Source organism: uncultured Erythrobacter sp., from assembly GCF_947499705.1.
In the GTDB taxonomy this organism is placed as follows: domain Bacteria; phylum Pseudomonadota; class Alphaproteobacteria; order Sphingomonadales; family Sphingomonadaceae; genus Erythrobacter.
The window spans coordinates 903,575-926,180 of record NZ_CANMPJ010000001.1 but is presented as its reverse complement, the minus strand read 5'-3'; the positions used below and the strand labels follow the sequence as shown (position 1 = coordinate 926,180).

Here is a 22,606-nt window from a genome sequence, read left to right as displayed (position 1 = left end):
GAACAAAAGCCGCCGGATTGGAAGGAAGCACCAGTGATTGAGGCGCTTAACCGCGATGATTCCAGCAATCGCCTGCGCCGGATTGTGATCGTCGGCGGTGGGTCAGCCGGGTGGATGGCTGCGGCGGCCCTGTCGCAAGTCACGAGAATCCCGATCGTCTTGATCGAATCCGATGCGATTGGAACTGTTGGTGTCGGCGAGGCCACGATCCCGCAAATCCGCACTTTCAACCGCGCTCTGGGTATCGATGAGCGCAATTTCGTGCGTGAGACCAACGGCTCTTTCAAACTCGGCATTCGTTTCGTCGGCTGGAATGGAGACGGAAGCGATTATATCCATGCTTTTGGTCAGGTCGGGCGAGGCACCGGAGTCATTCCGTTCCACCATCTGTGGCTACGGGCACAAGCGGCCGGCTTGGCAGGACCCTTCGGTGATTACGCTCTGAATGATGTCGCAGCGCGTGCGGGTAAGATGGCGATGCCGGGCGGAGGAATGCCTGCACAGGGCACGAACATGCCCTGGGCCTATCACTTCGACGCGTCGCTCTACGCGGCCTTCCTTCGGCGCCTCTCTGAGCAACGGGGCGTGCAGCGGATCGAAGGCAAGATTGTAGACGTTGCGGTGGATCGAGAGCGGCAATCGATTGGAAGCATCACTCTAGAGGATGGGCAGTCGATCGAAGGCGATTTCTTCGTCGATTGCAGCGGTTTTCGCGCCCTGCTCATCTCTCAGCTCGATGGCTCCGATATGCAGGACTGGAGCCACTGGCTTCCATGCGACAGCGCGCAGGCGGTGCCATGCCAATCGGATCGCCCGCTTTCTCCATTCACAACATCCACCGCTCACAAAGCGGGCTGGCAATGGCACATCCCTTTGCAAAGCCGCGTTGGCAACGGCGTCGTCTATTGCCGTGCTTTTATGAGCGACGAAGAAGCGCGCGATCAACTACTGGCCAATATCGACGGTCCACCGGATGCCGAGCCGCGGCAGATCCGCTTCACTACCGGCACGCGCCGAAAGCACTGGGTCGGAAATTGCCTCGCCGTCGGTCTGTCCGCAGGTTTCCTCGAACCACTTGAGTCCACAAGTATCCATCTGATCCAGTATTCGGTCGCAAGATTGATGGCGATGCTACCGCGCCGCGATGTCGATCCCGCCATTGTCGATGCGTTCAATCATGAGATTTCACAGCAATGGGCAAGGATCAGGGACTTTCTGATCCTGCACTATTGGGCGAATGGCCGTGTCGGCGAGGAGTTCTGGGACGCTTGCCGCACGATGGATCTACCAGCCTCTCTCACGGAGAAGATCGATCAGTTTCGCGCGGCTGGGCACTTTACTCGCCAGGACGAGGAGCTTTTCACTCAAGTCGGCTGGTCGCAGGTGTTTCTGGGACAAGGGATCGTGCCGAATTCGTGGCATCCGCTTGCCGATGAGATGTCTGAGATAGAACTTCGCGATCTGCTCAGCTCGATCAAATCGCAGCATGGGCGCATGACTAGCGCCATGCCGACACACGGTGAGTTTGTAGACGCCTTCATTCATCACTGATGAGCCGCGCTGTGGCGAATGAGTGAAGGCGCGATCGAAAAGCGACCTTGCAGACCTTGGCAAGCAAGACGCCTACATCGATGCTTGCAGGGCCCGACGGCCATACCTGCAGGTCATGATTTCAATGGATAGGGTAGCGTAGACCCGTCGCTTAGTCTGACCAACGCTCAAGCTTGCGATAGATAGTCGATGGGCTCACGCCGAGCGATTTGGCCGCTTGCACAATATTGCCGCTGGTGCGCGAGATAGCTTGTTCAATTGCCAACCGCTCTACTTGATCGAGAGTCATTTCAGCGAAGTCGAAACTCGCGGGAACACTCGTTGCGATCTCAGGTGTAATTCCGCTCTCGATCGGCACCGGGGCAACCGATGGAGCCTGCACCATCGCAACGCGCGGAGCTCCTCTAGGCGCCCCTATCAGGTCGACCTGCTTTCCCGTTCCAGTGATGACTGCGCGGCGCAACGCGTTCTGCAATTCACGCACGTTGCCCGGCCAGGAATGCTGGGTCAAATAGGTCTCGCTTGCCTTGGAGAAGCCAGCGATTTTGCGCCCTTCTTCATTTGCGATCCGCGTCAAAAGGCTCCCTGCAATCAGCGCAATATCTTCTCCGCGCTCACGGAGCGCAGGCAGCCAAATGGGTATGACGTTGAGGCGGTAATAGAGATCCTCGCGAAAACGACCTTCGGCCACTTCACGCTCGGGGTCCCGGTTTGTCGCACAAACGATACGAACGTTCACGGGCTCTGCGGCCGAGGATCCTACGCGCTGGATCATGCCAGTCTGCAGGAAACGCAGCAGCTTCACTTGCAGCTTCAAATCCATTTCGCAGATTTCATCGAGGAACAGCGTCCCGCCATCGGCGGCCTTCGCCGCGCCAATGCGGTTTTCAACTGCGCCCGTGAACGCGCCTTTCACGTGTCCGAACAGTTCCGATTCAAGCAGGTTTTCCGGGATCGCCCCGCAGTTGATCGCAACGAATGGTCCGGTTCGGCGCTTGCTTTCAGAGTGGATCGCTTCGGCCGTCACTTCCTTGCCGGTTCCGCTCTCACCTGTGACGAAGACAGTCGCCTTGGAATCTGCAACACTCTCAATGGTGCGGTAAACCGCCTTCATTTGCGGCGATTTACCGATGAAGCCATGGAACGTGTCAGTGTTCTCCTTGGCCGGCTCTTCCCGGGCAACGGTCTCCGTAGTTCCTCCACCTTGCAAAGCAGCAGCAGCAACCGTTGTAATCAGGCGAGTGCCCGACACCGGTTTCACAAGGAAATCATACGCACCCAATCGCATCGCCGAGATCGCTCGGTTCAGCGATCCGTCTGCCGTCACGACGATGACACCCGGATTGCCAGCGGCCTCTCCAAGAGCGTCAAAGATTGTCAGGCCGTCTCCATCCGGCAATTGAAGATCGAGCAATACGACGTCGTATGCGTCTGCCAACAGACTGCGACGCGCTTCTGCCAGCGTTTCGCATAGGCTCACTTCATGTCCCGCATCCTCAAGCTGAGCTGCGTAGCCCAGTGCCAATGAAGCACTGTCTTCGATTATGAGAACCCGTGCGCTGGTCATCAATGTATCCTGAAATGGGCAGTCTTGCCGGTTGGGTCAGGGTTGACCCACTCCATCGTTCGCGTGTCACCAAAATGGCTCATGCATCCTTGCACAAGACCATAAGCGATGAAGGCGAACGGGCGATGTGATTGATATTCAACGATGAAGTCATCGCCGTCTTTGCGTGACGTAACCCTTGGCGGCTCTGCGTCGGGATAAAGAACCTTCACCTCTTCGTGAATGTGATCCTCAACATGATCGAGCATCGTTTCCGCAGTTGGGTAACGGTTGACGATCTCGGTGTACAAGACCGTGAAGCGATCGAAGAGAAACCGGCCAAACTCTTCGCAAAGTGCGTTTGCGTCAGCCCCACTGATGCGGGACGCAGATGTCACAACCTGCACGGCTTGCTCCCAAGGATACAGCGACACGCGCGAAAAGACTCCGCCATGCGGCAGTTCCGCGCCAGCCAGCACCTCTTCCGTAAAGCTCGGTCCACCCTTTGAATCCAGGAAGCCAAGCAGCTCCGCGTAGATAATACCCTTCATTTTCGCACGTCTCCGGTAATTGCCCTCTCTCGCACTATGCAAACTACGTGCCGAAATTCCTGCTCTTCAGTTGCTCAAATGGACTGCTGAATGCCGCATAATGCAAATTTGTTCGCAAATCGCAAATTTGACTCATGCTTTTTGCGAAATCGGGCTCTCGCATTTTGCACAAACCCCAGAATTGCGCGGTTTCGGCAGTTTGGCACATTCCTTGGAACAAGTGGGACAAACCTGACCAACCGGAGACTCCGATGCCCACGTACAACAAAGCTGCCAAGCTGGCCGCATTGCTTTCTGCGACATTAGCCACAGGCTGTGTTGCTGGACCTGCTCCCTCGAACAGCGCGACATCAGTCTATGCACCTAGCCAAGTGGCATATGAAGGCAGCCGCCAACCGCAAGGCGACTGGATCGGCAATGCCCCCGTGGGTCGCGGTGCACCAACATGCGACTGGAAGGTCCCTCGCGAACTCGACACTCTCCGCCGCGTCTCTCCTGCAAGTTTTCTCGACCGCACTGCCCCGCTTGGCGCTGGTGATCGATTGGAAATCTCCATTCTGGGCGACGACAACCGCCTGTCCGGGACCTATGTCATCGACAGCGACGGATCGCTTGCCTTGCGCGGTCTCCCACCAATTCAAACAGACAATGCGTCACTCGACGAGCTTACCACCAAGCTCCGTTCCCAGCTTGTCGCCGCTGGCGTCGTCCGCCCGCTGCGGAATGCTGTTCGTGTGGCTCTCATTGAAGCAAGCGGGGCATCGGTTTCTGTTAGCGGTGCGGTCTTCCAACCCGGCGCAGTCCGCGCCGGAGAGCGCACGCCGGAGAGTCGGATTGGCCTGCGTGAAGGTGCGGTAAGCGGCGACGACAATACGACGCGCACGATTGCCGGAGCAATTCGCGCGGCTGGCGGTGTTCGACCCGACGCCGATGTCCAGCGCATCTATCTGGTTCGCGCTGGCACCTTTGCAGAATTCGACTTGTCCGGTTTCATCCATGGCTGGTCCAGTCGCGACGTCGCGATCGCCACAGGTGATCGCGTGATCGTGCCCAGCAGAACCTGCTTCAGTGCCGATCTGGTGCGCCCAACCCCGCTCACAGCCCCGGGAATTCGGGTCTATATGTCGAACCTGACCCGTAGCGCGAACAACAATGCGGGTGCGGCTATCGGCGACAAGACTGGTTCCTTGCCTTACGGAACGCGCCTTCTCCAAGGCTTGGTTGCGGCCAACTGTGTTGGCGGCAGCTACATGCAGTCCGATCGGCGCGCTGTCCTCATTTCGCGCAATCCGATCAACGGCAAAAGCATCGTGATCGAGCGCGATATCGAACGCTTGGTCCGCAATGCTAACCGGGATTCGCTCAATCCCTATCTCATGCCGGGTGACGCCATCGCATGCTACGACAGCCGCTGGACCAACTTCCGCGAAGCCGTCGGACTGGTCTCTCAAGCCGTAAACACGGCGACACCAGCAATCCTGCTGGACGGCGTGCTGTGAAGCACTTCTCGCTCAGTCCCGAAGCCCATGGCGACAACCCGCCGCGCTTGCTGATCCGCCTTTGGATCACAGTGCGCGACGGTCTGCCATCGGTTGGCCGCTACAAACGGTATTTTGCTGCCATGGCTGCGCCGCTGGCTCTGATCTGGATGATAGCGATCGGCTACATCGCATTTGCGCCAGACAGCTACGACAGCCGGATGACCCTGATCCTTCCTGGAACGGGCGTCGGCGCCAGCATGAACCTTGAATCGATCGGTCAGGCGTCGTCCAACACGTCTTCCGCCTTCTCCTCGCCATCGCTCAGTCCGACCGAGAACTACAAGCGGCTGCTTATCTCTGATCTTGTGCTCCGAAACGCCGCACAGATTGCCGGTGAAGACGAAGGCGATTTTCCGCAGCCTTCGATCAAACTGATCGATCAGACGAACCTGATCGAGGTTCGAATGAGCGGGCCTACAGCACAGATCGCGCAGACGCGCATGAACGCGCTCAAGACGGCGTTCGACGCTGCTTTGGCAAACCTGCGTACCGACGAAGCGCGCACCCGCGAGGATGCCGATGCCGGTCGTATTGGCGAGCTCGAAGCCAAGGTTGATACCGCGCAAGCCGCTTTGCTGGCGTTTCAGGGCGAAACAGGTCTTGTTTCTCTCGACCAGTTCGCCGGACGTATTACGGCGCTTGACCAGCTGAAACAGAATGAGCGCGAACGGCGTGTTCTCTTGGCAGAAAGCGGTGCGGCCGCATCACGCCTGTCCAAAACGCTATCGATCAGTCTGCCACAGGCCCGCAGGGCGATGCAGATGAAGGCCGATCCTGAATTTCAGGAGTTGCTGCGCCGGTATGCCGCCGCGACTGGCGAACGAAGCGAGCGAAGCGGGACACTTGGCGACGCACACGGGGCCATGGAAGAACTCGCCGCAGAACGCGCATCACTCGAAGCCGATATCGCCGCGCGCGGTGCCGCGCTGACAGGCCTTTCAGGCAAACGTGTTCTGGCCTTTGCAGATTTGGCAGTTTCCGACACGCGAGAGCGCTTGTTTGCAAGCCTTTCGGAGCGGGACAGCAATCACTCAGGGAACGGCGCAGCATTGTCAGAGCTTCGCAGGCAGATCGCCGCCCAATCCGCGGATACCGAAGAACAGGTGGAACAGGCCGCGCGCCTCGCCGATCTCATGCGCGACCTTCGCGTTGCCGAAGCCGTGTTCAGCTCTGCATTGGCTCAGCTCGATACGAACAAGTCTGATCCGTTTGCTTCTTACCCGCTGGTTCAAACCCTGGAAGCACCGTCCCTGCCCCGCAGCACATCAGCTCCGTCACCACTCTTGATCATCGCCGGAGCGTTTGCCGCGACCATACTAATCATCATCGGATTCTTGCTACTATGGCTGCGTCAGCCCATCATCCGCAAACTCCTTCCGAACGCCTGATTGCGCTCTGCATCGAGTGGACCTGGCCGCTTTGGCTGGTCGGCGGGCTCTACATTGTAGGGCCCGTACTCGGATGGACACTCGCTGCGATGGTTGCGTTGGCCGTGTATCTGGATGGCTTGCCAGGCAATGCCGGAAAGCCAGCCGCGATTCCGTTTGCGATCAAGGTCTGGATGGGCGGAATGGCAGCCATGCTTGTCATCTTGTGGGTGGGCCACGCGAACTTTGACCTCGGAGCCGGCAAGACGATTAAATCGACGATAGGCTGGGCTAAAGGCTGGGCGCTCATCGCGCTCTTCCCTCTTGCGGGAGCCGTTTTGAAGGTGCGCCCGGAAGTAATCTACCGGGAGGTCTGCAAGCTTGGTCTGTACACCTTGATTGCCCTGCCAGTCTTTCTGGTCGCCCCATTTATTGGTCTGCCAGAGCTTCTGTGGATTTCGCCGCTCAAGGTCCTAGGCGGCGCCGGACCAGATTACTTCGCTGCCCAACTCTACACAATTGAACCCGGCGCTGGCACACCGCGATGGCAGTTCTTCGCTCCGTGGTCGCCCGCCGCTGGTATGATCGGGGTCATCTGTGTGCTGCTGGCAGCGCGCGAGCCGCACATTGGCTGGAAGAGCGCAGGAATTGCAGGCGGTCTGGCACTGGCAATCTTCTCGCAGTCTCGATTGGCGCTGGTCGCCCTAGTTGTAATTGCCCCCTTCGTATGGGGAATTGCCCGGATGGATCGCTGGTGGATATGGTTGATCGCCGCGCCAATCGTTCTTGCTCTCGGAATATTTGGGCCGATGCTGGTTGATCTGGCCGACACGGCGATCAACGAATTCTCCTCCGCCCGGGCCGATTCAAGCCGTGTACGCGCGGCGCTTGGCAGGATCGCTGTCGATCGCTGGCAAACGGAAGCTTACTGGTTCGGCCACGGCGTCGTGGAGAATGGCCCTCACCTTGTCGAATACATGCCCATAGGCAGTCATCACAGCTGGTACGGATTGTTGTTTGTGAAAGGCCTGCTTGGCGTCTTTGCCCTCGCCATCCCTCTGATCGTTACCCTTGGCGCTCTGATAGCTCGTGCAATGCACGACAAGGACGCCCAGACGGGGCTGGCGATGGTGCTAGTCTTGTCACTGTACTCGTTCGGGGAAAATCTGGAGATCCTGGCCTATCTGTACTGGCCGGCCCTCGTCATCATTGGCGCAGCCTTTGCAAACTCGGCGATCGCTGACGCGGCCAAGACAGCAGAACACGCATAGAATACACTACGCAGCAGGTACGGTAGAGCCTTGCCTTCTACATCTGCACCACATCCTCTCTATCCCGATCTATCGCTCGGACAGCAAAAGGCCGCCGATCCCCCGGGTCGCTTGTGGGGATCGACGGCCTCCATGGCAGCTTATGAGTTGGACCAACTCGGAGACTTAAGCTGCCATTGTTTGAGGCGGCGAGATGTCCCCGCCGCGCAGATCCTCGACCTCCCGGAAAACGCTGATCCAGCGTTCGATTATCTCATCATGCTGCGATGCGACTTCGCCGCGACCCGCCTCTCCCATTACCTCCAATGGGGCGCGCAATGCCCAACGAATGGCGGCCGAAATATCGCCCGGATGCTTAAGCGGCGTAGTCATTCCAGCCGATCCAACCTGTTCGGGCAGACCATCCACGTCAGCGACGATTATGGCGCGCCCCGCAAGCCGCGCTTCGGTTGCAACCAGCCCGAAAGCTTCGTTCCGGGACGGAATGATCACAGCATCACAGTCCTCCAGATGCGCTGAGATGTCATTGGTCGCCCCCTCAATTTTTACGTGAGTTAGCGACGCCGCCAATTGGCTAAGGAGCGCACGATCGGGACCGTCACCGAACAGCGTGAGTTCAACATCCTGGACCGCAAACGGTCGCATGGCGCGCACCAGCGCATCGAAGTTTTTGACGGTCGAGAACCGCCCGTAAGCAAGCAGACGAAGTGGCCTGTCCCCGCGCGGCTTTTGCGCCGGTACATCGCCCAACTCGAACCGCCCGCTCCAAGGGTAAATCGTTTGGAGCTTTGCAGCGGAAATGCCGACCTCTTCGGTCAACCAGTCTCGCTGAGCATTGGAAACGCAAATGAATTGATCGACCAAAAGAGAAGCTAATCGCAGCATCTTCCGAAAGCGGCGCGGCGATGCGACATTGTCCTCTTCAAAAGCCCGCGTGTAGCTATGCTCGACATGCACGATGCGCGCGCGAGGATTGCGCAGCCGCAGACTGGCCAGGAACGCGAGGCGCTTCCAGGACAATGCCATATGGTCGACAATCAAGTCTGCATCCAGCGATGGAGCAAACTTTGCTTCTGGTCCAACAGGCACAATCCTGGAATTCGCTATGGCTGATAGCCGCGGATCATCGAACAAGGTCAAAGCGCGCGTTACGCCGCCCATACCGAAATCGTCGAGCAGATGTGCAACGCTGATCATGCTGCGCTTTTCAGATATGGGCGCAAAAGAGCCGTGAACCGATCGCGTCCAATCAAAGTCCCAAGAATCACTGCTGCTCCAGTTATGGCAGTCTTGCGAGGCTCCTCGATAAAAATACGCGGCCTGAGGCCCATGGCTTTGGCCAGCAGATCACGGGCAAGCTGAAAGTTTCCGAGTTGGATCGAACGGCGCGCGAGATAGCGCAGCTGATACGCCTTGGCGGCATCGCCATGCTCTTCAACAAATTCGGGTGCATAGCTCTTCAGTTTGCGCAGCATCTTCGTCCAGCTGAGATACTGCTTCACAACGTTGGCCGAAAGCGCGCCCGGAATTATGCGGTAATCGGTCAGCAGCCCTTCAATGCCAGCAAAGATCACGCCGTGCTTCACAGCGAGCCTGATCCACATCTCGATATCTTCCGACTGCCGAAAGCTCTCATCGAACCAACATTCGCGTCCCGCGTACTCAGGATGTGAAAAGACTGCCAAATCGAGCGCCGAGCGACGCAGCACAGGTGCGCTGCCATTGCCGACGGGGTTGCGGCAGATGATGTCACGCGGTGATACTCGGCCCAGCTTTGGCCTCATCGCTACGCCCAGCACTTTCCCATCTCGATCAATCATCCGCGATCCGGCGTAGCTCACGCCGATGTCCGAGTTTGCGGTGAGATGTACATAGTGCAGCATCAACTTGTCGCGGTGCCAAACATCATCACTATCCAGCAGAGCGATATAATCGCCCCGCGCATGATAGATGCCAGAGTTGCGCGCGCCAGCGAGCCCGCTGTTCTCCTGACAAATGATGCGGATACGCGGATCAACGAAACTGCGTACAATCTCCATCGAGCCATCTTGTCCGCCATCATCGACACAGATCAGTTCAAAGTCCTTGAAGCTTTGATCGAGGACCGATTGGATAGCTTCACCGACAAACGCTTCAACGTTGTAGATCGGCATAACGACAGACATTCTTGGGTTGGTCATAGTGGATCTCCTTGGTGAAGTATCAGGCGAAAACAGTGCGGCGAATTGGTGCCGGCATCATGCCGCCAACAAACGCTCCGAAAACGGTAAGGATGCTGCGCAAGCGCGCTGCCATGAAGGCCGGGCGATCAGTGGCCAATCCGCGGCGTACGTAGGATCGGACAGTAGACATGGCTGCTCCCGCTCGAAGCGCGCGACGAGCAAGGTAACGGCAATAAGTCGCCTCGGCCCGGGCCAGGTCTTCGCCTTCGAGCCATTCGCTCGCGAAGGAACGCCACCCCGCGAGCATCTCTTCAAAGTCGCATGACAAGCCGTCTTCGCTCATCCGGTATTTGACCAAGGGCACATCAATCCCGCGGATAGAAACTCCCCGGCTAACAAGGCGGGCAAGCAGTTCCTGATCTTCGGCGTATCGCAAGCTGTTCTTGAAGCCACCCGAAGCGGCAAATGCCTCTCGCGTAATGACAAGATTTGATGTCGTACAAACCGGGTTTTCGATCACGACATCGGCGATGTTGTGCTTTGCGAGCTCCATTCCTTTGGCAACGCGCGAAACGCTTCGCCCCGCTGCTAATCTACCGCGAGAGGCCGAGCAGAACTGGACTTCTGCAAAGCTGGCTCCGGTTGCGGCATTCGTTTCATGAAGTCTGAGATGTGTCTCAAGCTTGTTCGGGTGCCATTGATCGTCAGCATCAAGAAACGCCAGGTATCGACCGCGAGCAAGCGAGGCGCCGTAATTGCGTGCTGCAGAAACGCCGGAGTTCGGCTGAGACACGGCGCGAATCCGCATGTCCCGACAGCCCAATTCAAGCATGGCGTGCAATGTGCCATCGGTGGATCCATCGTCGATGATGATCACTTCGATGTTGCGCTCAGACTGGTTCAGAACGCTCGCCACTGTCGTGCAAAGTGTGGCCTCCGCGTTGTAGGCAGGAATAATTACGGAAAAGGTGGGGTTGGACATTGTATGTCTCCTCAGGCGAGAGCCGCAGCGGGCTTGGTTGAAGCAAACAGCTGGATCGCTGCGGCGGGAAGAAGGATGGTTGAGAGGCCGAGGCTGAAGCCGGCGCAGGCCCACGCGAGACTGATCTGTGCACCGGCAGCCAAACCGACCAGGGCAGCAAATGTCGCCGCACCCATCAGGCTCGTTTCGGCAAGAGGTTTCTGAACGGCGCGGCTGCGTGCTCCAAGGATTGCTCCAGCGTAAAGCGGAAGCGCAGCCCCGGCGAGAAGCGCGATATACGGCGCTGCCTCGATCCAGTTCGCTCCAAAAATCACTGGCACATACCACGGCGCAAGCAGCGCCTGTGCAAGAACCACTGGACACAGGACCAGGAAGCCAAGGGTGAATGACCGCCGAAACTCGCGGCCAATCGTGCCGACGCTCGACTTCGCGAGATGCGGAAAGAGAACAATATTGCACGCCGCGACGAATGACTGCGTGATGCCCAGTCCCGCGTTGAATGCAAAATAGTAAAGGCCGAGGGCGTCTGTTCCCAGCAATGCACCTACAAGCAACTTGTCTCCATGCAGTCGCGCGGCGGCAAGCAGTTCGGAGCCGAGCACAGCGGGACCGAACTCAGCAAACTCGGAAATGTGGACGGACTGCACACACCGGTCCGGTGCCCATCGATAGGTCCTGCGCGCCGCCACCAGCCAAAGTGGCGCGGTTAGCAGTTTGGGCAATACAATCGCCCATGCACTGGGCCAGACCAGCACCAATACCACTGTAAGCGCGGCATCAGCCATATTCTGCATGGCGGCTACGCGGGCAGTGGCTGCCATGCGCTGGGCCCGCATCGCCAGGAATATCTGTACGAGACCGGCTGGCATGAACAGATAAACAGCGGATAGCACCGCCAGCATCATGGCAACGCCGCCATCAGGGAATATCGCCAACGCGAATGCCGCGACAATCAGTTGGATCGCCATTACAGAAAGGCAGACGCCCCAGAATAGTCGAAACGCTGCGTTGCAGACCGAAGCCAGCTCGTTTTCCGTGGCGACGATAATGCGTTGACCGATGCCGACGCTGGTTAGAACCCGTACGAGCTCGAACAGGCTCAACGCCAACGCAGCAGTGCCGAGCAGCTCCGGTGAAATCTGGCGTGCAACTACGAGGATTGCACCGAGCCGCACAATACGTGTGGCCGCTTCAGCCGATCCATAGGCCAACATTCCGCGAGCGAAGGCCGGCCATGCATCTGGCGTCATCCATGTGCGGACTGTGTTGAACATACTTCCCTCGCGATTGCGTTTGGGAATGTTGTTTCAACAAGCGTGCCAATTGTAAGAACGGCGGAATTGAGGCGTTTTTTGCGCAACTGAAGTCAATCGAACCGCAAATTCGATCACAATTTTGCATATCGAGAATTTTCAGTCTCGCATTTTGCAAAGTCCGGGCGGTCCGCCCTCACCTCTCAGTCCATCAAGAGGTTTTTACCACGCTATTTCAGATATTTGCGACTTTGGCACGCCGGTTGCGGGAGTGGGGCAGAACCTAAACTGGAGCTTGTCCGATGAAACTGACGCCTCAATCTGAATTCCGCCTGGTGCCTGACGCTGAACTTCAAGACCGCATCGAAGCGGGTCGTCACTGGCCGACTACCGATCTATTCGGACTGCCGCTCGTTCGCGCAAGCCGCCGCGAGATCGCCAAGAACGTCCTCGCCCGAGTAGGCACAGCGCAAAAGAGCACGATCAATTTCGTCAACGCACACTGCATCAACATGCAGCAAAATGATGCGGAGTACCGCCACGCGTTGCGCAGCTCCGACCTTCTGCTTCCTGATGGTTTCGGCATGGAAATCGCGGCCAAAATGCATGGCGAAGATCTGGGCGAGAACCTCAACGGCACCGACCTGTTTCCAGAGATCTGCCGCGAAGCCGAAGATCAGGGCACCGGAATCTTCTTCTTTGGAGGTTATCCCGGCGTCGCTGACGGCGCAGCCGACTGGGCAGCCACTCACTTCGCAGAATTGCGGATCGCTGGCACCCATTCCGGTTACTATTCAGCAGGCGAAGAAGCGGCTCTGATTGAACGCATCAATCGTTCAAGAGCCGGAATTGTGTTGGTTGGTCTTGGCGTTCCGCTTCAGGAAAAATGGATCCAGCGCAACCGTCACCGTCTCAATGCCCCTGTTGTGATCGGCGTAGGCGGTCTTTTCGACTATTATTCAGGCCGTATCCCGCGCGCGCCGAAATTGGTCCGTACTTGCAAAAGCGAATGGATCTGGCGTTTAGCGATGGAACCGCGCCGGATGGCAAAGCGGTATCTGTGGGGCAATGCGACCTTCCTCGCAAATGCCAGCGTTCAGGCGATGCATCACCTTGGCGTTTCCGACCGCATCAACAAAGTCGCTAAGCGCTCGCTAGACATTTGCGGAGCCAGCCTCGCCATTCTTGCATTGTTGCCGGTATTCATCGCGACGGCATTGTCGATCCGTCTCGAAGACAAAGGCCCAGTGTTCTTTCGTCAAACTCGGGTGGGCGTCGACGGTACTCCGTTCTCTATGATCAAGTTCCGCTCGATGTTCACCGATGCAGAGGCCCGCCGAGCAGCGCTTTTGGCTCAATCGGATCGGTCGGGCACGTGTTTCAAGATGCGCGAGGATCCACGGATCACGAAGACCGGCCGTTTCATTCGCCGTTTCTCGATCGATGAACTGCCGCAACTGCTCAACGTGCTCGGTGGCTCAATGTCGCTTGTTGGCCCTCGCCCCGCCCTCCCCAGTGAAGTGTGCGAGTACCATGGGGCCCAATGGGAGCGTCTTGGAGGCAAGCCGGGCATCACCTGCACCTGGCAAGTGCGCGGCCGCGCGGAAATCCCGTTCAAGCGCCAGGCAATCATGGACCGCGCTTATCTCAAGCGCACCAACCTCTGGGTCGATCTAAAACTGCTGCTGTGCACTCCTGGCGCAGTGCTTGGTGGACGGGGAGCTTACTGACCTTCCCTCACCAAGGCGTTGAAGAGATCGTCGAAAGCCAGCAGGCTTGCGGCGATCTCTCCGCGCAACCCGGCACTCGAAAAGCTCGGATCCTTCGACAACGTTTCCCGGTAACGGCTTAACTCTTCAACGATCCCGATAGCACCAACGTTGAGGGACACACCTTTCAAGCTGTGCGCCGCGCGCGAAAGCGTTTCGGCGTCCTTGACCTTCGCCGCTTTCAACACTTCCTCTCCGTAATCGCTGATATCTTTTTTGGCAGCCTCACGCATTTTGTCCCGATAGGCTTCAGGCAAATCGAAAAAGGCACGCTGAAACAGCTCGTGATCAAAGCGTGCGTTCAATGGTTGCACCGCTTCCCGGCCAATCAGAGCAGTGCGGATCGCCGTCTCTAACGCATCGCGCCGCACCGGTTTGGCAAGGCAAGCTGTCATCCCGGCCGACAAAAGTCGTTCACGCTCCGCCTGAAGTGAGTGCGCGGTCACACCGATGATCGGGGTGCGCGAGGCTGGACCGGAAAGCGCACGAATTGACTGCGTGGCCTGCTCGCCGTCCATGATCGGCATCATCACATCCATCAGAACAACATCGAATGTTTGACCGCGCATTGCCTCGACCGCCTCAACCCCATTGGTCACAGCCACTGTCTCGCAGCCAATGCTGCTCAGCATTCGCTCAATCACGTAGCGATTGCTCTCCGTATCCTCCGCCAGCAAAACACGCGGCGCATCATCGATGGACTGCATGGATTCGGTAAGAGAGGGCACATCTGGCCCCTTGGCAGCAACTTCCAATTCCACGGGGTCGCCGTCCGCCTGATTTATCAATTTTGATGCAATATCGACCAACTGGTCGGTCGCCTGACGAACGACCTGAAAATCCCTGGACTGCGCGCCAGCTGCGTCCGCTAGCAGCTCAAGCCCGCCGTTCAGAGAATTGAGCGGGGTGCGTATTTCATGTGCCATGTCGGTCAGGAATCGCGTCTTGGCAGCGAGAGCATTCGCCGTCTTCTTTTGCTCTTCGGTCAGTTGGCCGCTCAGGCGGTTGAGCTCTTTCACACGGCGTTCGGCGCGCAGCTGTAGCGAGCGAACGGTACGCTCATTTGCTCGGCTCAATGTGATATCGCGGACCGTGCCGTAAACCGCAGAAGGGCGCGCGGCATCAGCAGGATCGCGCCTGATCACCCAGCTCAGCCAATGAGTGGCGCCGTTGTCATAACGTTTGATCCGATGTTCAAATCGATGATCGACGCCGGGCTGCATCTTTGTGAAGAACTCGATGGCGGCACGCATGATCCGATCCCGGTCGAGCGGGTGAAGCGCTGCAATCAGGCTTTCAGGAGTGGCTTCAGCACTTTCAGGCAATCCAAGCAAAGCCGCTGCGCCGCTGGACGCACTGAATGGCTTGTCCTTCTCTCCGTAGATCGTCGCCATGTTCGCCGTTGAAAGTGCCGCGAGGAGCTGGCGGCTTTCGATATCAAGTCTTTCAACCAGTTCACTTTCACGCTGGCTCAGTTCCTTGTTGGCACGATCCAGCTCACGCATCCGCGATTCCAAGGCAGTTTCGGCATCAATCAGCGCCCTCTCGGCGCGGCCAAGCCTGAGGGCGAGAATGCGCGCCTGTTCCTCTAGCGGGAGGTCCTCAAGGGGTGTCATTTATGGTCTCACCCAAAATCTTGCCCAGCGCGCGAGGAATTTGAGAATTCAGGACGACACTCACTGGCGCGTCAGCCGGCTCATGAGAATTGGTCCTATCAGAATGCGCAGAAGCATCGGAAACAATCACAACAACACGGCGGAACTGATCAAGCACCCCTTGAGGAAGCTCCGCAATCCTCTCCTTATCTGCAATAAGGACGGCCGGCTCAGTTGCCCGGAAGGCCGCCAGGTCGTTTTCAGAAACTTCAATGGGATCGAAGCCGTACATGCTCGCGGTGGCTTCAACCTGGACCCTATCAGACGCGCGCTCGACGGCGATTGCAGCAATGCCGTGCGACTGAGCGGTATGACCTGGGCTTTCGCTCTCTGCGATCTCAAACGGAATGGTCACGCTGAAGGTTGACCCGCGACCAAGCTCGCTTTCCACTTCAATTGTTCCGGCCATGGCTTCGACCAGATCGCTGGTTATAGACAGGCCCAATCCAGCGCCAACTGCCCGACCAAGCGAGTCTGTACTGCTTTGACCAAAGGGTTGGAAAATGCTGCTCACGCGGCTTTTGTCCATGCCGGAACCGGTGTCGCTGATATCGAAGCGCCAGCGATTGTCGCCATTCTGCGGTTCTGTAACTACGATTGAAACCGTGCCGGATTGGGTGAACTTTACTCCGTTCGACACAAAGTTCGCGATGACCTGCTGCAATCGGGCAGGATCGCCAAGCGCGAATGTCTCCGATGGACCGCTGACCTCTATGCGAAGCCCTTTCCGCCGAGCCAACGGGCGGAAAAGTTCCGCCACGCGCTGCGCCACGGAGAGAGGGCGGAATCTTTCAGAATCAAGATTACCAGCGTCTTCGCCGATCCGCGCCTGCTGTAGAATGGCATCCAGTGTGTCGAGCAAAACTTCGCTGGAATCTTCGATAAGCGTCAGCGCCCACTCGCGCTCTTCCGCCGAACGCTCGCGTTTCAACTGATCTATGATACCGAGAATTCCGCCCAAGGGCGTGCGTATTTCATGGCTTACGACTGCCAGCAGATTGGCGCGCGCATCGAGCTCCGCTTGCGCTGCATCGCGCGCCGCCCGCAGTTCCTCGTTTGCGCGCTTCTCGTGGGTGATCTCTTGAAGAATGCCAAAATAGCCAATCAAGCCTTCCCGGGTGCGCTCATTCTCAAACGCTGTAATCCCGCTGATCCGCTGTGTTCGAGCTTTGCCTTTGGCAGTCATGATGACCGTTTCAAAGCTGAAGTCTTCTTTGCGCTCAATGAGATCAGCAACGGTCCGATTGAATTCTTCGCGCTCTTCTTCGACCACGATTTCCGGCAAGCGGGCCAGTGGTATCGGCATATCGTTCAGACCGATATTGTCTCGAACCCATGAAGAAAACTCGATGGTCATGCGCATTGGATCAAGCACGAAATGACCCATCCCCGCAGACGCATGCGCGCGCTCGAGTAGCGTCATTCTTTGTTTTAACTCGTAAATCGAGTCCACTTATGCGTCCCGCAAACTAACTACGCGTCCGCGACTTATAGCCCACAAACGGTTGCCAAGTCATATATGCTGACGTGCTAATCTAGGGCAAAAATTTCGGTTGATGTTGGTAGCGGAGGAGGGACTTGAACCCCCGACACGCGGATTATGATTCCGCTCATAACTGACGGTTTTCAAGGGTAACTAATAGGCCTTGTTGCACTGGTGTTGCATTCACCCTCTCTAAGGTCTGCTTTTAGGCAAGAAGGAACTCTCCCGTTTGGTCCGAAATTGGGGGTGATAGCAGACCTCGACGGAAGTCGTCATTCAGACTAGGCTCCATTGATCCGTTGCCTGTTTACAGGAAGACTGAACTCAATCGAGACAGTGATCCAATCGCTTCTTTCTTTGTGCGCTGAATGATCTACTCTGCATATCGAAGTATTGCACGAGGTCTGCGGGGCAACAGGGTTCAATGGAAGAGACCGACGTTACAGAAGAGTCTGGCGGTATAGAAGAACGCGAAAGCGTAGACGTAGCTGAGGATATCGAAGTCCCACCTCCACCACGCGAGCCGCAAGATGTGAGGCCGGTTGTCGCGACTGGAACGCCCAGCAATTGGGGTTTGTGGATTTTCCTTGGCGTGCTGCTGATTGGTGGAGCGACGCTCTTCAACGCGCTCAATGCCTCCCGAGATCAAGCGCGGATGTCTTCGGTCATTCAGCCTAGCGAAGGCAGCGGCATCAGGATTGCTTCTCCATCTCCGCTTCGAGTCCCCGAACGCTTCTCTGAAAGGTCACTCCCTGCACCCTCGTCACTCGCCTTGACTGAGGCTCTGTCGGAAGAAAGTGCACAATCACTACCTCCCTCCGCGCCTGCACCTACCATTCCGGTTCGGTCACTCGAACCAACCTCGCCGGTGATCAGTCCAACTCCGTTTCTGCCAAGACCAGAGCTTGAGCAATCCAGGGTCGTCTTCGATGGCAGGTCAGCTCGAACGCCACAGGCTTTGCCCGCCTCGTCAGAGGGCGATGCGGGGCGTGTGCAGGCGGGTAGACTAGTCAATCCTGCGCATACTATACCCCAGGGAACGGTCATTCCGGCGGTGCTGGAAACCGCGCTGGATTCGACACGGGGCGGCGGGGTGCGCGCCTTGGTTCAACGTGACATGTTTGGCTTTGACGGCACGCGCAAGCTGATCCCGCGCGGCAGCCGCCTCTATGGCGAGTATGACGCGGAGCTCAATCCGGGCCAGAACCGGGCGCTTGTCCAGTGGACCCGGTTGATCCGCCCAGACGGCGTGACCATCGCACTGGATTCACCATCGTCCGATCCGCTCGGTCGCGCCGGTGTACGCGGCAAGGTCGACAGCAAGTTCTTCCAGCGCTTCGGCACCGCGCTATTGCAATCCGTGCTCGATATTGGTGTCGGGCTGGCTGTGAACGAGGCGAGCAATGGGGTCATTGTGGCGCTGCCGGGTAGCACGCAGAATGTGCGGGTCAGCGAGCCCGAGCGCATACAGCCAACGCTCAAGGTTAAGCATGGGGCCAGTGTTTCAGTGTTTGTCTCGCGCGACCTTGATTTTTCGACGGTGGAATCATGAGCGTAGATTTGCAGGCCAGCCTCTTTGAGCCCTCATCCACGTCGCCCGTCGCCTCGTCGATTGAGTGGATCAATGGCGTTTTGTTTGGCCAGATCGCGATTGGGTTGTGCGTGCTGGCGGTGGCGTTTGTTGGGGCATTGATGCTGTCAGGACGATTGCCGTTGCGTGGCGGCATCCGCGTGGTGCTGGGGTGCTTTGTGCTGCTGGGAGCGCCGGTGATCGCGGCTGGCTTTATGGGGGCGTTTAAGGACCGATCTTGGGCAGTTGCTGCTGTGCCGACCGCACCGACCCAGTCACCGAGGGGTGACATAGAACCTGCAGAGTATGATCCCTATGCTGGAGCTTCGTTGCGACAAGAGTGACTGCAACAGGCATGAGTTACGTGCGAATTCAAATTTGTGCCATGACTCTGTCGATGGTGACACCTATAAACTTGCCAAAAAGGCCGTAACCATATTGCGCTAACAGGAATGCCTTCCTTTCAAGAATATCCTCGATGCCCAGAAGTATTCCATTTTTGTATTCCTCACATTCAGGCCGCCAGAAGTCGTCAAATGCCTTGATCACGTTGCGATAGATATCTGGTCCGTTCTGGGCAGCCTCGCCCAGACAGCTTATTGCCCCCTTTTGATGTCGATGTCGTTGCCTGACACAGTGTCGAAGATTCCTTTGGCCTCGCAAGGATACTCTGCGACCCTCGCGCCCTGATTGTCGGCTCGGGCGATGATGCTATCACGAGGAGATCTGGGTTTAGCTAGGTGGTGCCGCTCATGAACTCTTCTACTTCGGTAGATGAAAGAGCCGTTTTGTAGGGGTAAATTGCCAAACGGAACGCTTCGGAAACGCCTGAAATTTCGGCTTGTTCTCTAATTGCATCTCGCATGTCAGGCCATTGCTCAAGTTGCTTGCCAAAATCTTCAAAAAGAGGCGATTCAAAGGGCTCAAATGAACGACTCTCTGGGAATTGCTGTCGAGCGAAATCAGACAACTTTCGATGCAAATCGATAAGGATTTCATTCATGAGAAATTCCGGACGAACATCACCGTCTAATTTCGCTTTTTGGAGGCATGAAAGTAGAATACCTACTTCTTTCTGATTCAATTCAATGTTCATAGCGATCAAAATCTGTTCAAACCTATATAAAGGGCATGGACACCAGATCCGGCTTTTCGCAACCGTATAGCTCCTCTGCGATGAATGTAAGCGCGAAAGCTAGGCCCGTCAGGAATTTCATCCAACGCCCCTACCCGATATCTGAAGGCGACTACGAAGTCACCCTTGGAGGCATCGCCTGGCCGACCGCCACCAGCGAACAAAGACGTTCGAGCATCTTCGGGTGAAAGCGTGCGGCTCGTATAATAAATACGACCTTTACCGTCCGGAGTAATCGTTCCGCTTTCACTAATAGCATTATACCCCTTTTCATCTGTATAGTGATACCCAACTTTCCATTTATCGATTCCTTCGTCTGTGCCGATCGAGTACCAAATCCCTGCTACTAGAGTAGCTCCGGCGGTGGCAACGCCGGTTGCGGTAGTCGCCACTGTGAAAACTCTTTCAGCTCTCCCCTCACCTTGTCCAGCTTGCGCTCCCTCAGTAACGCTAGGAACGGTTACCCTCTCTTTATTTGCCGTATTTTGGTCCTGACTTCCAGAGTCTCGACCGTTTGGGTAGGAACTCCTACAAAATGGATTTGCGCCTCCTATACCCTCCCAAAAGTTCGTGCCACACAGACCGGTCGGATCGATCCCATTAACCGGATCATTCCCAACGTAGCCGTAGAGGTTGTACTGGTCCTCATACCCGATTGGATCGGTCTGCATAAACCGACCGAGGCGTGGCGAGTAAATGCGGGCCTTGTAATAGTACATCCCCAGCTCGGGCAGCCAGCTTTGGCCTGTGTACTGGAACCGACCGTAATTGGTGCCGCCCGGCTGGCCGTATTCATCGTAGGTGTTGATCGTCAGCTGGCCGTTGTTGCGATTGGAGCGGTAAACGATTGATCCGCGCGCATCGCGCTGGAGGAACAGCGCAAAGCCGACTGTGAGGTTATGGTGCTCATAGGTCACCAGCGGATCGTCTACCCCGGCGGCGGGGCCGTGGATGTGGCGAGCAAGGATGTTGTTGGCGAGGTCGTACTCTTCTACCAAAGCATCGCCATCGTAGTGATAGAGGCGGCTTTCGGTCAGCGTGTTGCAGGAGTAATTCGCCGTTTTGTATAGCCGTCCCAGCGGATCGTAGAACAGTTCAGCCGCCAGATTGCCCGCGCTGCAGCCCGTTGTTGTGCCCTTGTGCCGCATTTCAACCAAGCGGTTCTCGACGTCGTAGAGATAGGTGTATTCGCCATCGTCCGTCAGGTTGCCGTTAGGATCGTAAGCGAAGCTTGCAACACCCACCGCAGTGTACTGATTGAGCCCGTTGACCGTGTATGGCGTGTTCGCATTCGCCGCGCCGTCCCAGCTATATACATCGTTGGATTGTGCCTCGGTCAGGATTTGTGACGCGGGGTTGCGGGTGTACGACCAGGTTACGCCGATAGCTGTTCCTGGCGCGTCGATTGAGGCCGAGGCCATGCGGCCCACAGGATCATAGGTCCAAGACTGATCGGGGGCCAATGAGTACTTGGCTGCCTGCGTTAGCTCACTCCGTTCGTTGTATTCGAAATCGACCAGCGCAATGCCGTAAGGGTCTGTGATCTGATCAGGCCGGTTGCCAGCATCATAAGTGTACGTGAACGTTGAATTGATTGTTGACCCAAAAGTGAGGCTGGTGCGGTTGCCATTGGCATCGTAGCCGTAGGTGAGCGACTTGGCGTGCGTGGGGCCGCCCATTGTCGTTTGGCTGAAGGTGGGACGGCCAAACCCGTCATACTGAACTTCGATTTCTTCCGAAGACCCTTCAAACTTCGCGACGGTCTGCAACCCGCGCAGATCGTATTCGTAGACGACATTGCGCTCGTGGATGGAGCCCAATCCCCCGCGATCAGGGATCGTCTTCTTGGTCATCCGATTTAGATCATCGTACTCGTAGTTGATGATCGTGTCGTCGCGCTTCTTCAGCGTCAAACGGTTGCCATTTTTGTCGTAGGTGTATTCTTCTTTGTCGGTGGAGCTCAGACTGCCCGCACTACCGAGCGCGCTGGCGTGGGTTGTATCGTCAAAGTCTGCGGGATTGTGCCCAGTCTTGGCGGGGAAAATCCATGCGACCTGACGATCATAGCCGTCATACTCGAGCTTAGCCTTGTTCCCATTAGCATCAATTAGATGCTCGATCTGACCGTTGCCGGTATAGGTGTAGGTCGCATCGGTTCGTTTAACGCCGTCAATGCCAACTGCGCTCTTGATCTGCAGTACCTGACCAGCGGCATCGTAGATCGTCTGGGAAATACGGTCCCTGGCAACACCGGGAGGCGTTGAGCTTGGGTGGCTGCATGCGTTGAGTGGCAGCGTTGCATAGTTGTTCGGATCCATCCGGACGGCTGTGCATTCAAGCCGTCCGACATCATCATAGCTGTATTGGGTAAGGCCGACCGCAACATTGTCCGAACCGGTGACCTTGTCGGTCAGCTTGCGATTGAGGTTGTCATAGGTCGTTTCGATGGTCGTATGGACCGTGAAATCGCCATCCCAAGCGACACTATGTGGGTCAATGTGTTCGCTATGCCAATTCGCGAGCTCGCCTGTCTCGACTTTCACGACATTGCCGCGCACATCATAGGTTGTTCGGGTGGCGAGGTGTTTGCTCGGACCTGTTCCATCGGGATCGGGTGCGATTGTGCCGACGACCCGGCCAAGATCATCGTAACGCGTAGCTGAGGTATAGTCCGATGCCGTTGCCTGTGCGACGGCTATGCTAGGCAGCGAGAGTGCTAACCCGGTCGCTGCAAGCGTGAGCGCGGAAGCGATGCCTCTCAAGCCGCGCG

Annotated in this window: 18 protein-coding genes; 7 read left to right on the top strand and 11 right to left on the bottom strand. The window is 57.0% G+C overall.

Translation table 11 applies throughout. The features are described from left to right. Positions 1-33 precede the first annotated feature (33 nt). The gene (locus tag Q0837_RS04305) at positions 34-1,551 is read left to right on the top strand and encodes a tryptophan halogenase family protein (RefSeq protein ID WP_298465706.1); all 1,518 of its coding nucleotides are present in this window, start codon (positions 34-36) and stop codon (positions 1,549-1,551) included. 151 nt (positions 1,552-1,702) lie between these two features. Here the strand turns inward: Q0837_RS04305 and Q0837_RS04300 are convergent, their stop codons facing one another. Together Q0837_RS04300 and Q0837_RS04295 are read right to left on the bottom strand one after the other, a co-directional pair. Then, positions 1,703-3,118, bottom strand: coding sequence for a sigma-54 dependent transcriptional regulator (locus Q0837_RS04300; RefSeq protein ID WP_298465703.1), 1,416 nt, complete (start codon positions 3,116-3,118; stop codon positions 1,703-1,705). Continuing rightward, positions 3,118-3,648, bottom strand: a complete 531-nt coding sequence (locus Q0837_RS04295) for a heme NO-binding domain-containing protein (protein WP_298465699.1) — start codon at positions 3,646-3,648, stop codon at positions 3,118-3,120. Before Q0837_RS04295 ends, Q0837_RS04300 begins: the two co-directional genes overlap by 1 nt. Positions 3,649-3,899: 251 nt before the next feature. Between Q0837_RS04295 and Q0837_RS04290 the strand changes: the two genes are divergently transcribed. From Q0837_RS04290 to Q0837_RS04280, 3 genes are read left to right on the top strand one after another with little or no spacing between them, the layout of a single operon-like run. Continuing rightward, complete coding sequence (locus Q0837_RS04290) at positions 3,900-5,147, top strand: polysaccharide biosynthesis/export family protein (RefSeq protein ID WP_298465696.1); 1,248 nt, start codon at positions 3,900-3,902, stop codon at positions 5,145-5,147. After that, positions 5,144-6,577 carry a hypothetical protein gene (locus tag Q0837_RS04285; RefSeq protein ID WP_298465692.1) on the top strand — a complete coding sequence of 478 codons (1,434 nt, stop codon included), beginning with the start codon at positions 5,144-5,146 and terminating at the stop codon, positions 6,575-6,577. The genes Q0837_RS04290 and Q0837_RS04285 overlap by 4 nt, the downstream gene beginning before the upstream one ends. Then, positions 6,532-7,827 carry an O-antigen ligase domain-containing protein gene (locus Q0837_RS04280; RefSeq protein WP_298465689.1) on the top strand — a complete coding sequence of 432 codons (1,296 nt, stop codon included), beginning with the start codon at positions 6,532-6,534 and terminating at the stop codon, positions 7,825-7,827. The genes Q0837_RS04285 and Q0837_RS04280 overlap by 46 nt, the downstream gene beginning before the upstream one ends. A 165-nt stretch (positions 7,828-7,992) precedes the next feature. Here the strand turns inward: Q0837_RS04280 and Q0837_RS04275 are convergent, their stop codons facing one another. Genes Q0837_RS04275 through Q0837_RS04260 form a run of 4 tightly spaced genes read right to left on the bottom strand, consistent with a single transcriptional unit; the run spans position 7,993 to position 12,245 of the window. Further along, a complete protein-coding gene (locus Q0837_RS04275; RefSeq protein ID WP_298465687.1) occupies positions 7,993-9,024 on the bottom strand; it encodes a glycosyltransferase family 4 protein in 1,032 nt (343 codons plus the stop codon). Further along, complete coding sequence (locus tag Q0837_RS04270; RefSeq protein ID WP_298465685.1) at positions 9,021-10,007, bottom strand: glycosyltransferase family 2 protein; 987 nt, start codon at positions 10,005-10,007, stop codon at positions 9,021-9,023. The genes Q0837_RS04275 and Q0837_RS04270 overlap by 4 nt, the downstream gene beginning before the upstream one ends. 22 nt (positions 10,008-10,029) lie before the next feature. Beyond that, positions 10,030-10,971, bottom strand: a complete 942-nt coding sequence (locus Q0837_RS04265) for a glycosyltransferase (RefSeq protein WP_298465682.1) — start codon at positions 10,969-10,971, stop codon at positions 10,030-10,032. 11 nt (positions 10,972-10,982) lie between these two features. Then, positions 10,983-12,245 (bottom strand): oligosaccharide flippase family protein, encoded by a 1,263-nt coding sequence (locus tag Q0837_RS04260; RefSeq protein ID WP_298465679.1) that lies wholly within the window; start codon positions 12,243-12,245, stop codon positions 10,983-10,985. Between the two features lie 281 nt (positions 12,246-12,526). Between Q0837_RS04260 and Q0837_RS04255 the strand changes: the two genes are divergently transcribed. After that, on the top strand, positions 12,527-13,954 hold the full coding sequence (locus Q0837_RS04255; protein WP_298465676.1) for a WecB/TagA/CpsF family glycosyltransferase: 1,428 nt from the start codon (positions 12,527-12,529) through the stop codon (positions 13,952-13,954). Here Q0837_RS04255 and Q0837_RS04250 read toward each other — a convergent pair. Both Q0837_RS04250 and Q0837_RS04245 read right to left on the bottom strand, forming a co-directional pair. Continuing rightward, complete coding sequence (locus tag Q0837_RS04250; protein ID WP_298465673.1) at positions 13,948-15,609, bottom strand: response regulator; 1,662 nt, start codon at positions 15,607-15,609, stop codon at positions 13,948-13,950. The two genes, Q0837_RS04255 and Q0837_RS04250, sit on opposite strands and share 7 nt — an antisense overlap. After that, positions 15,596-17,071, bottom strand: a complete 1,476-nt coding sequence (locus Q0837_RS04245; protein ID WP_298465671.1) for an ATP-binding protein — start codon at positions 17,069-17,071, stop codon at positions 15,596-15,598. Before Q0837_RS04245 ends, Q0837_RS04250 begins: the two co-directional genes overlap by 14 nt. Before the next feature lie 484 nt (positions 17,072-17,555). Here Q0837_RS04245 and Q0837_RS04240 point away from each other — a divergent pair, with 484 nt between their 5' ends. Together Q0837_RS04240 and Q0837_RS04235 are read left to right on the top strand one after the other, a co-directional pair. Beyond that, entirely contained in the window at positions 17,556-18,683 is a 1,128-nt protein-coding gene (locus tag Q0837_RS04240) for a TrbI/VirB10 family protein (RefSeq protein WP_298465669.1), read from the top strand. Next, entirely contained in the window at positions 18,680-19,045 is a 366-nt protein-coding gene (locus Q0837_RS04235) for a TrbC/VirB2 family protein (RefSeq protein ID WP_298465668.1), read from the top strand. Before Q0837_RS04240 ends, Q0837_RS04235 begins: the two co-directional genes overlap by 4 nt. A gap of 28 nt (positions 19,046-19,073) precedes the next feature. Here the strand turns inward: Q0837_RS04235 and Q0837_RS04230 are convergent, their stop codons facing one another. The 3 genes from Q0837_RS04230 to Q0837_RS04220 all read right to left on the bottom strand — a co-directional run bounded on the left by Q0837_RS04230 (position 19,074) and on the right by Q0837_RS04220 (position 22,598). Then, positions 19,074-19,250, bottom strand: coding sequence for a hypothetical protein (locus Q0837_RS04230; RefSeq protein WP_298465666.1), 177 nt, complete (start codon positions 19,248-19,250; stop codon positions 19,074-19,076). A 187-nt stretch (positions 19,251-19,437) separates the two neighbouring features. Continuing rightward, complete coding sequence (locus Q0837_RS04225; protein ID WP_298465664.1) at positions 19,438-19,797, bottom strand: hypothetical protein; 360 nt, start codon at positions 19,795-19,797, stop codon at positions 19,438-19,440. 5 nt (positions 19,798-19,802) lie between these two features. After that, positions 19,803-22,598, bottom strand: coding sequence for an RHS repeat-associated core domain-containing protein (locus Q0837_RS04220; RefSeq protein WP_298465662.1), 2,796 nt, complete (start codon positions 22,596-22,598; stop codon positions 19,803-19,805). Positions 22,599-22,606 lie beyond the last annotated feature (8 nt).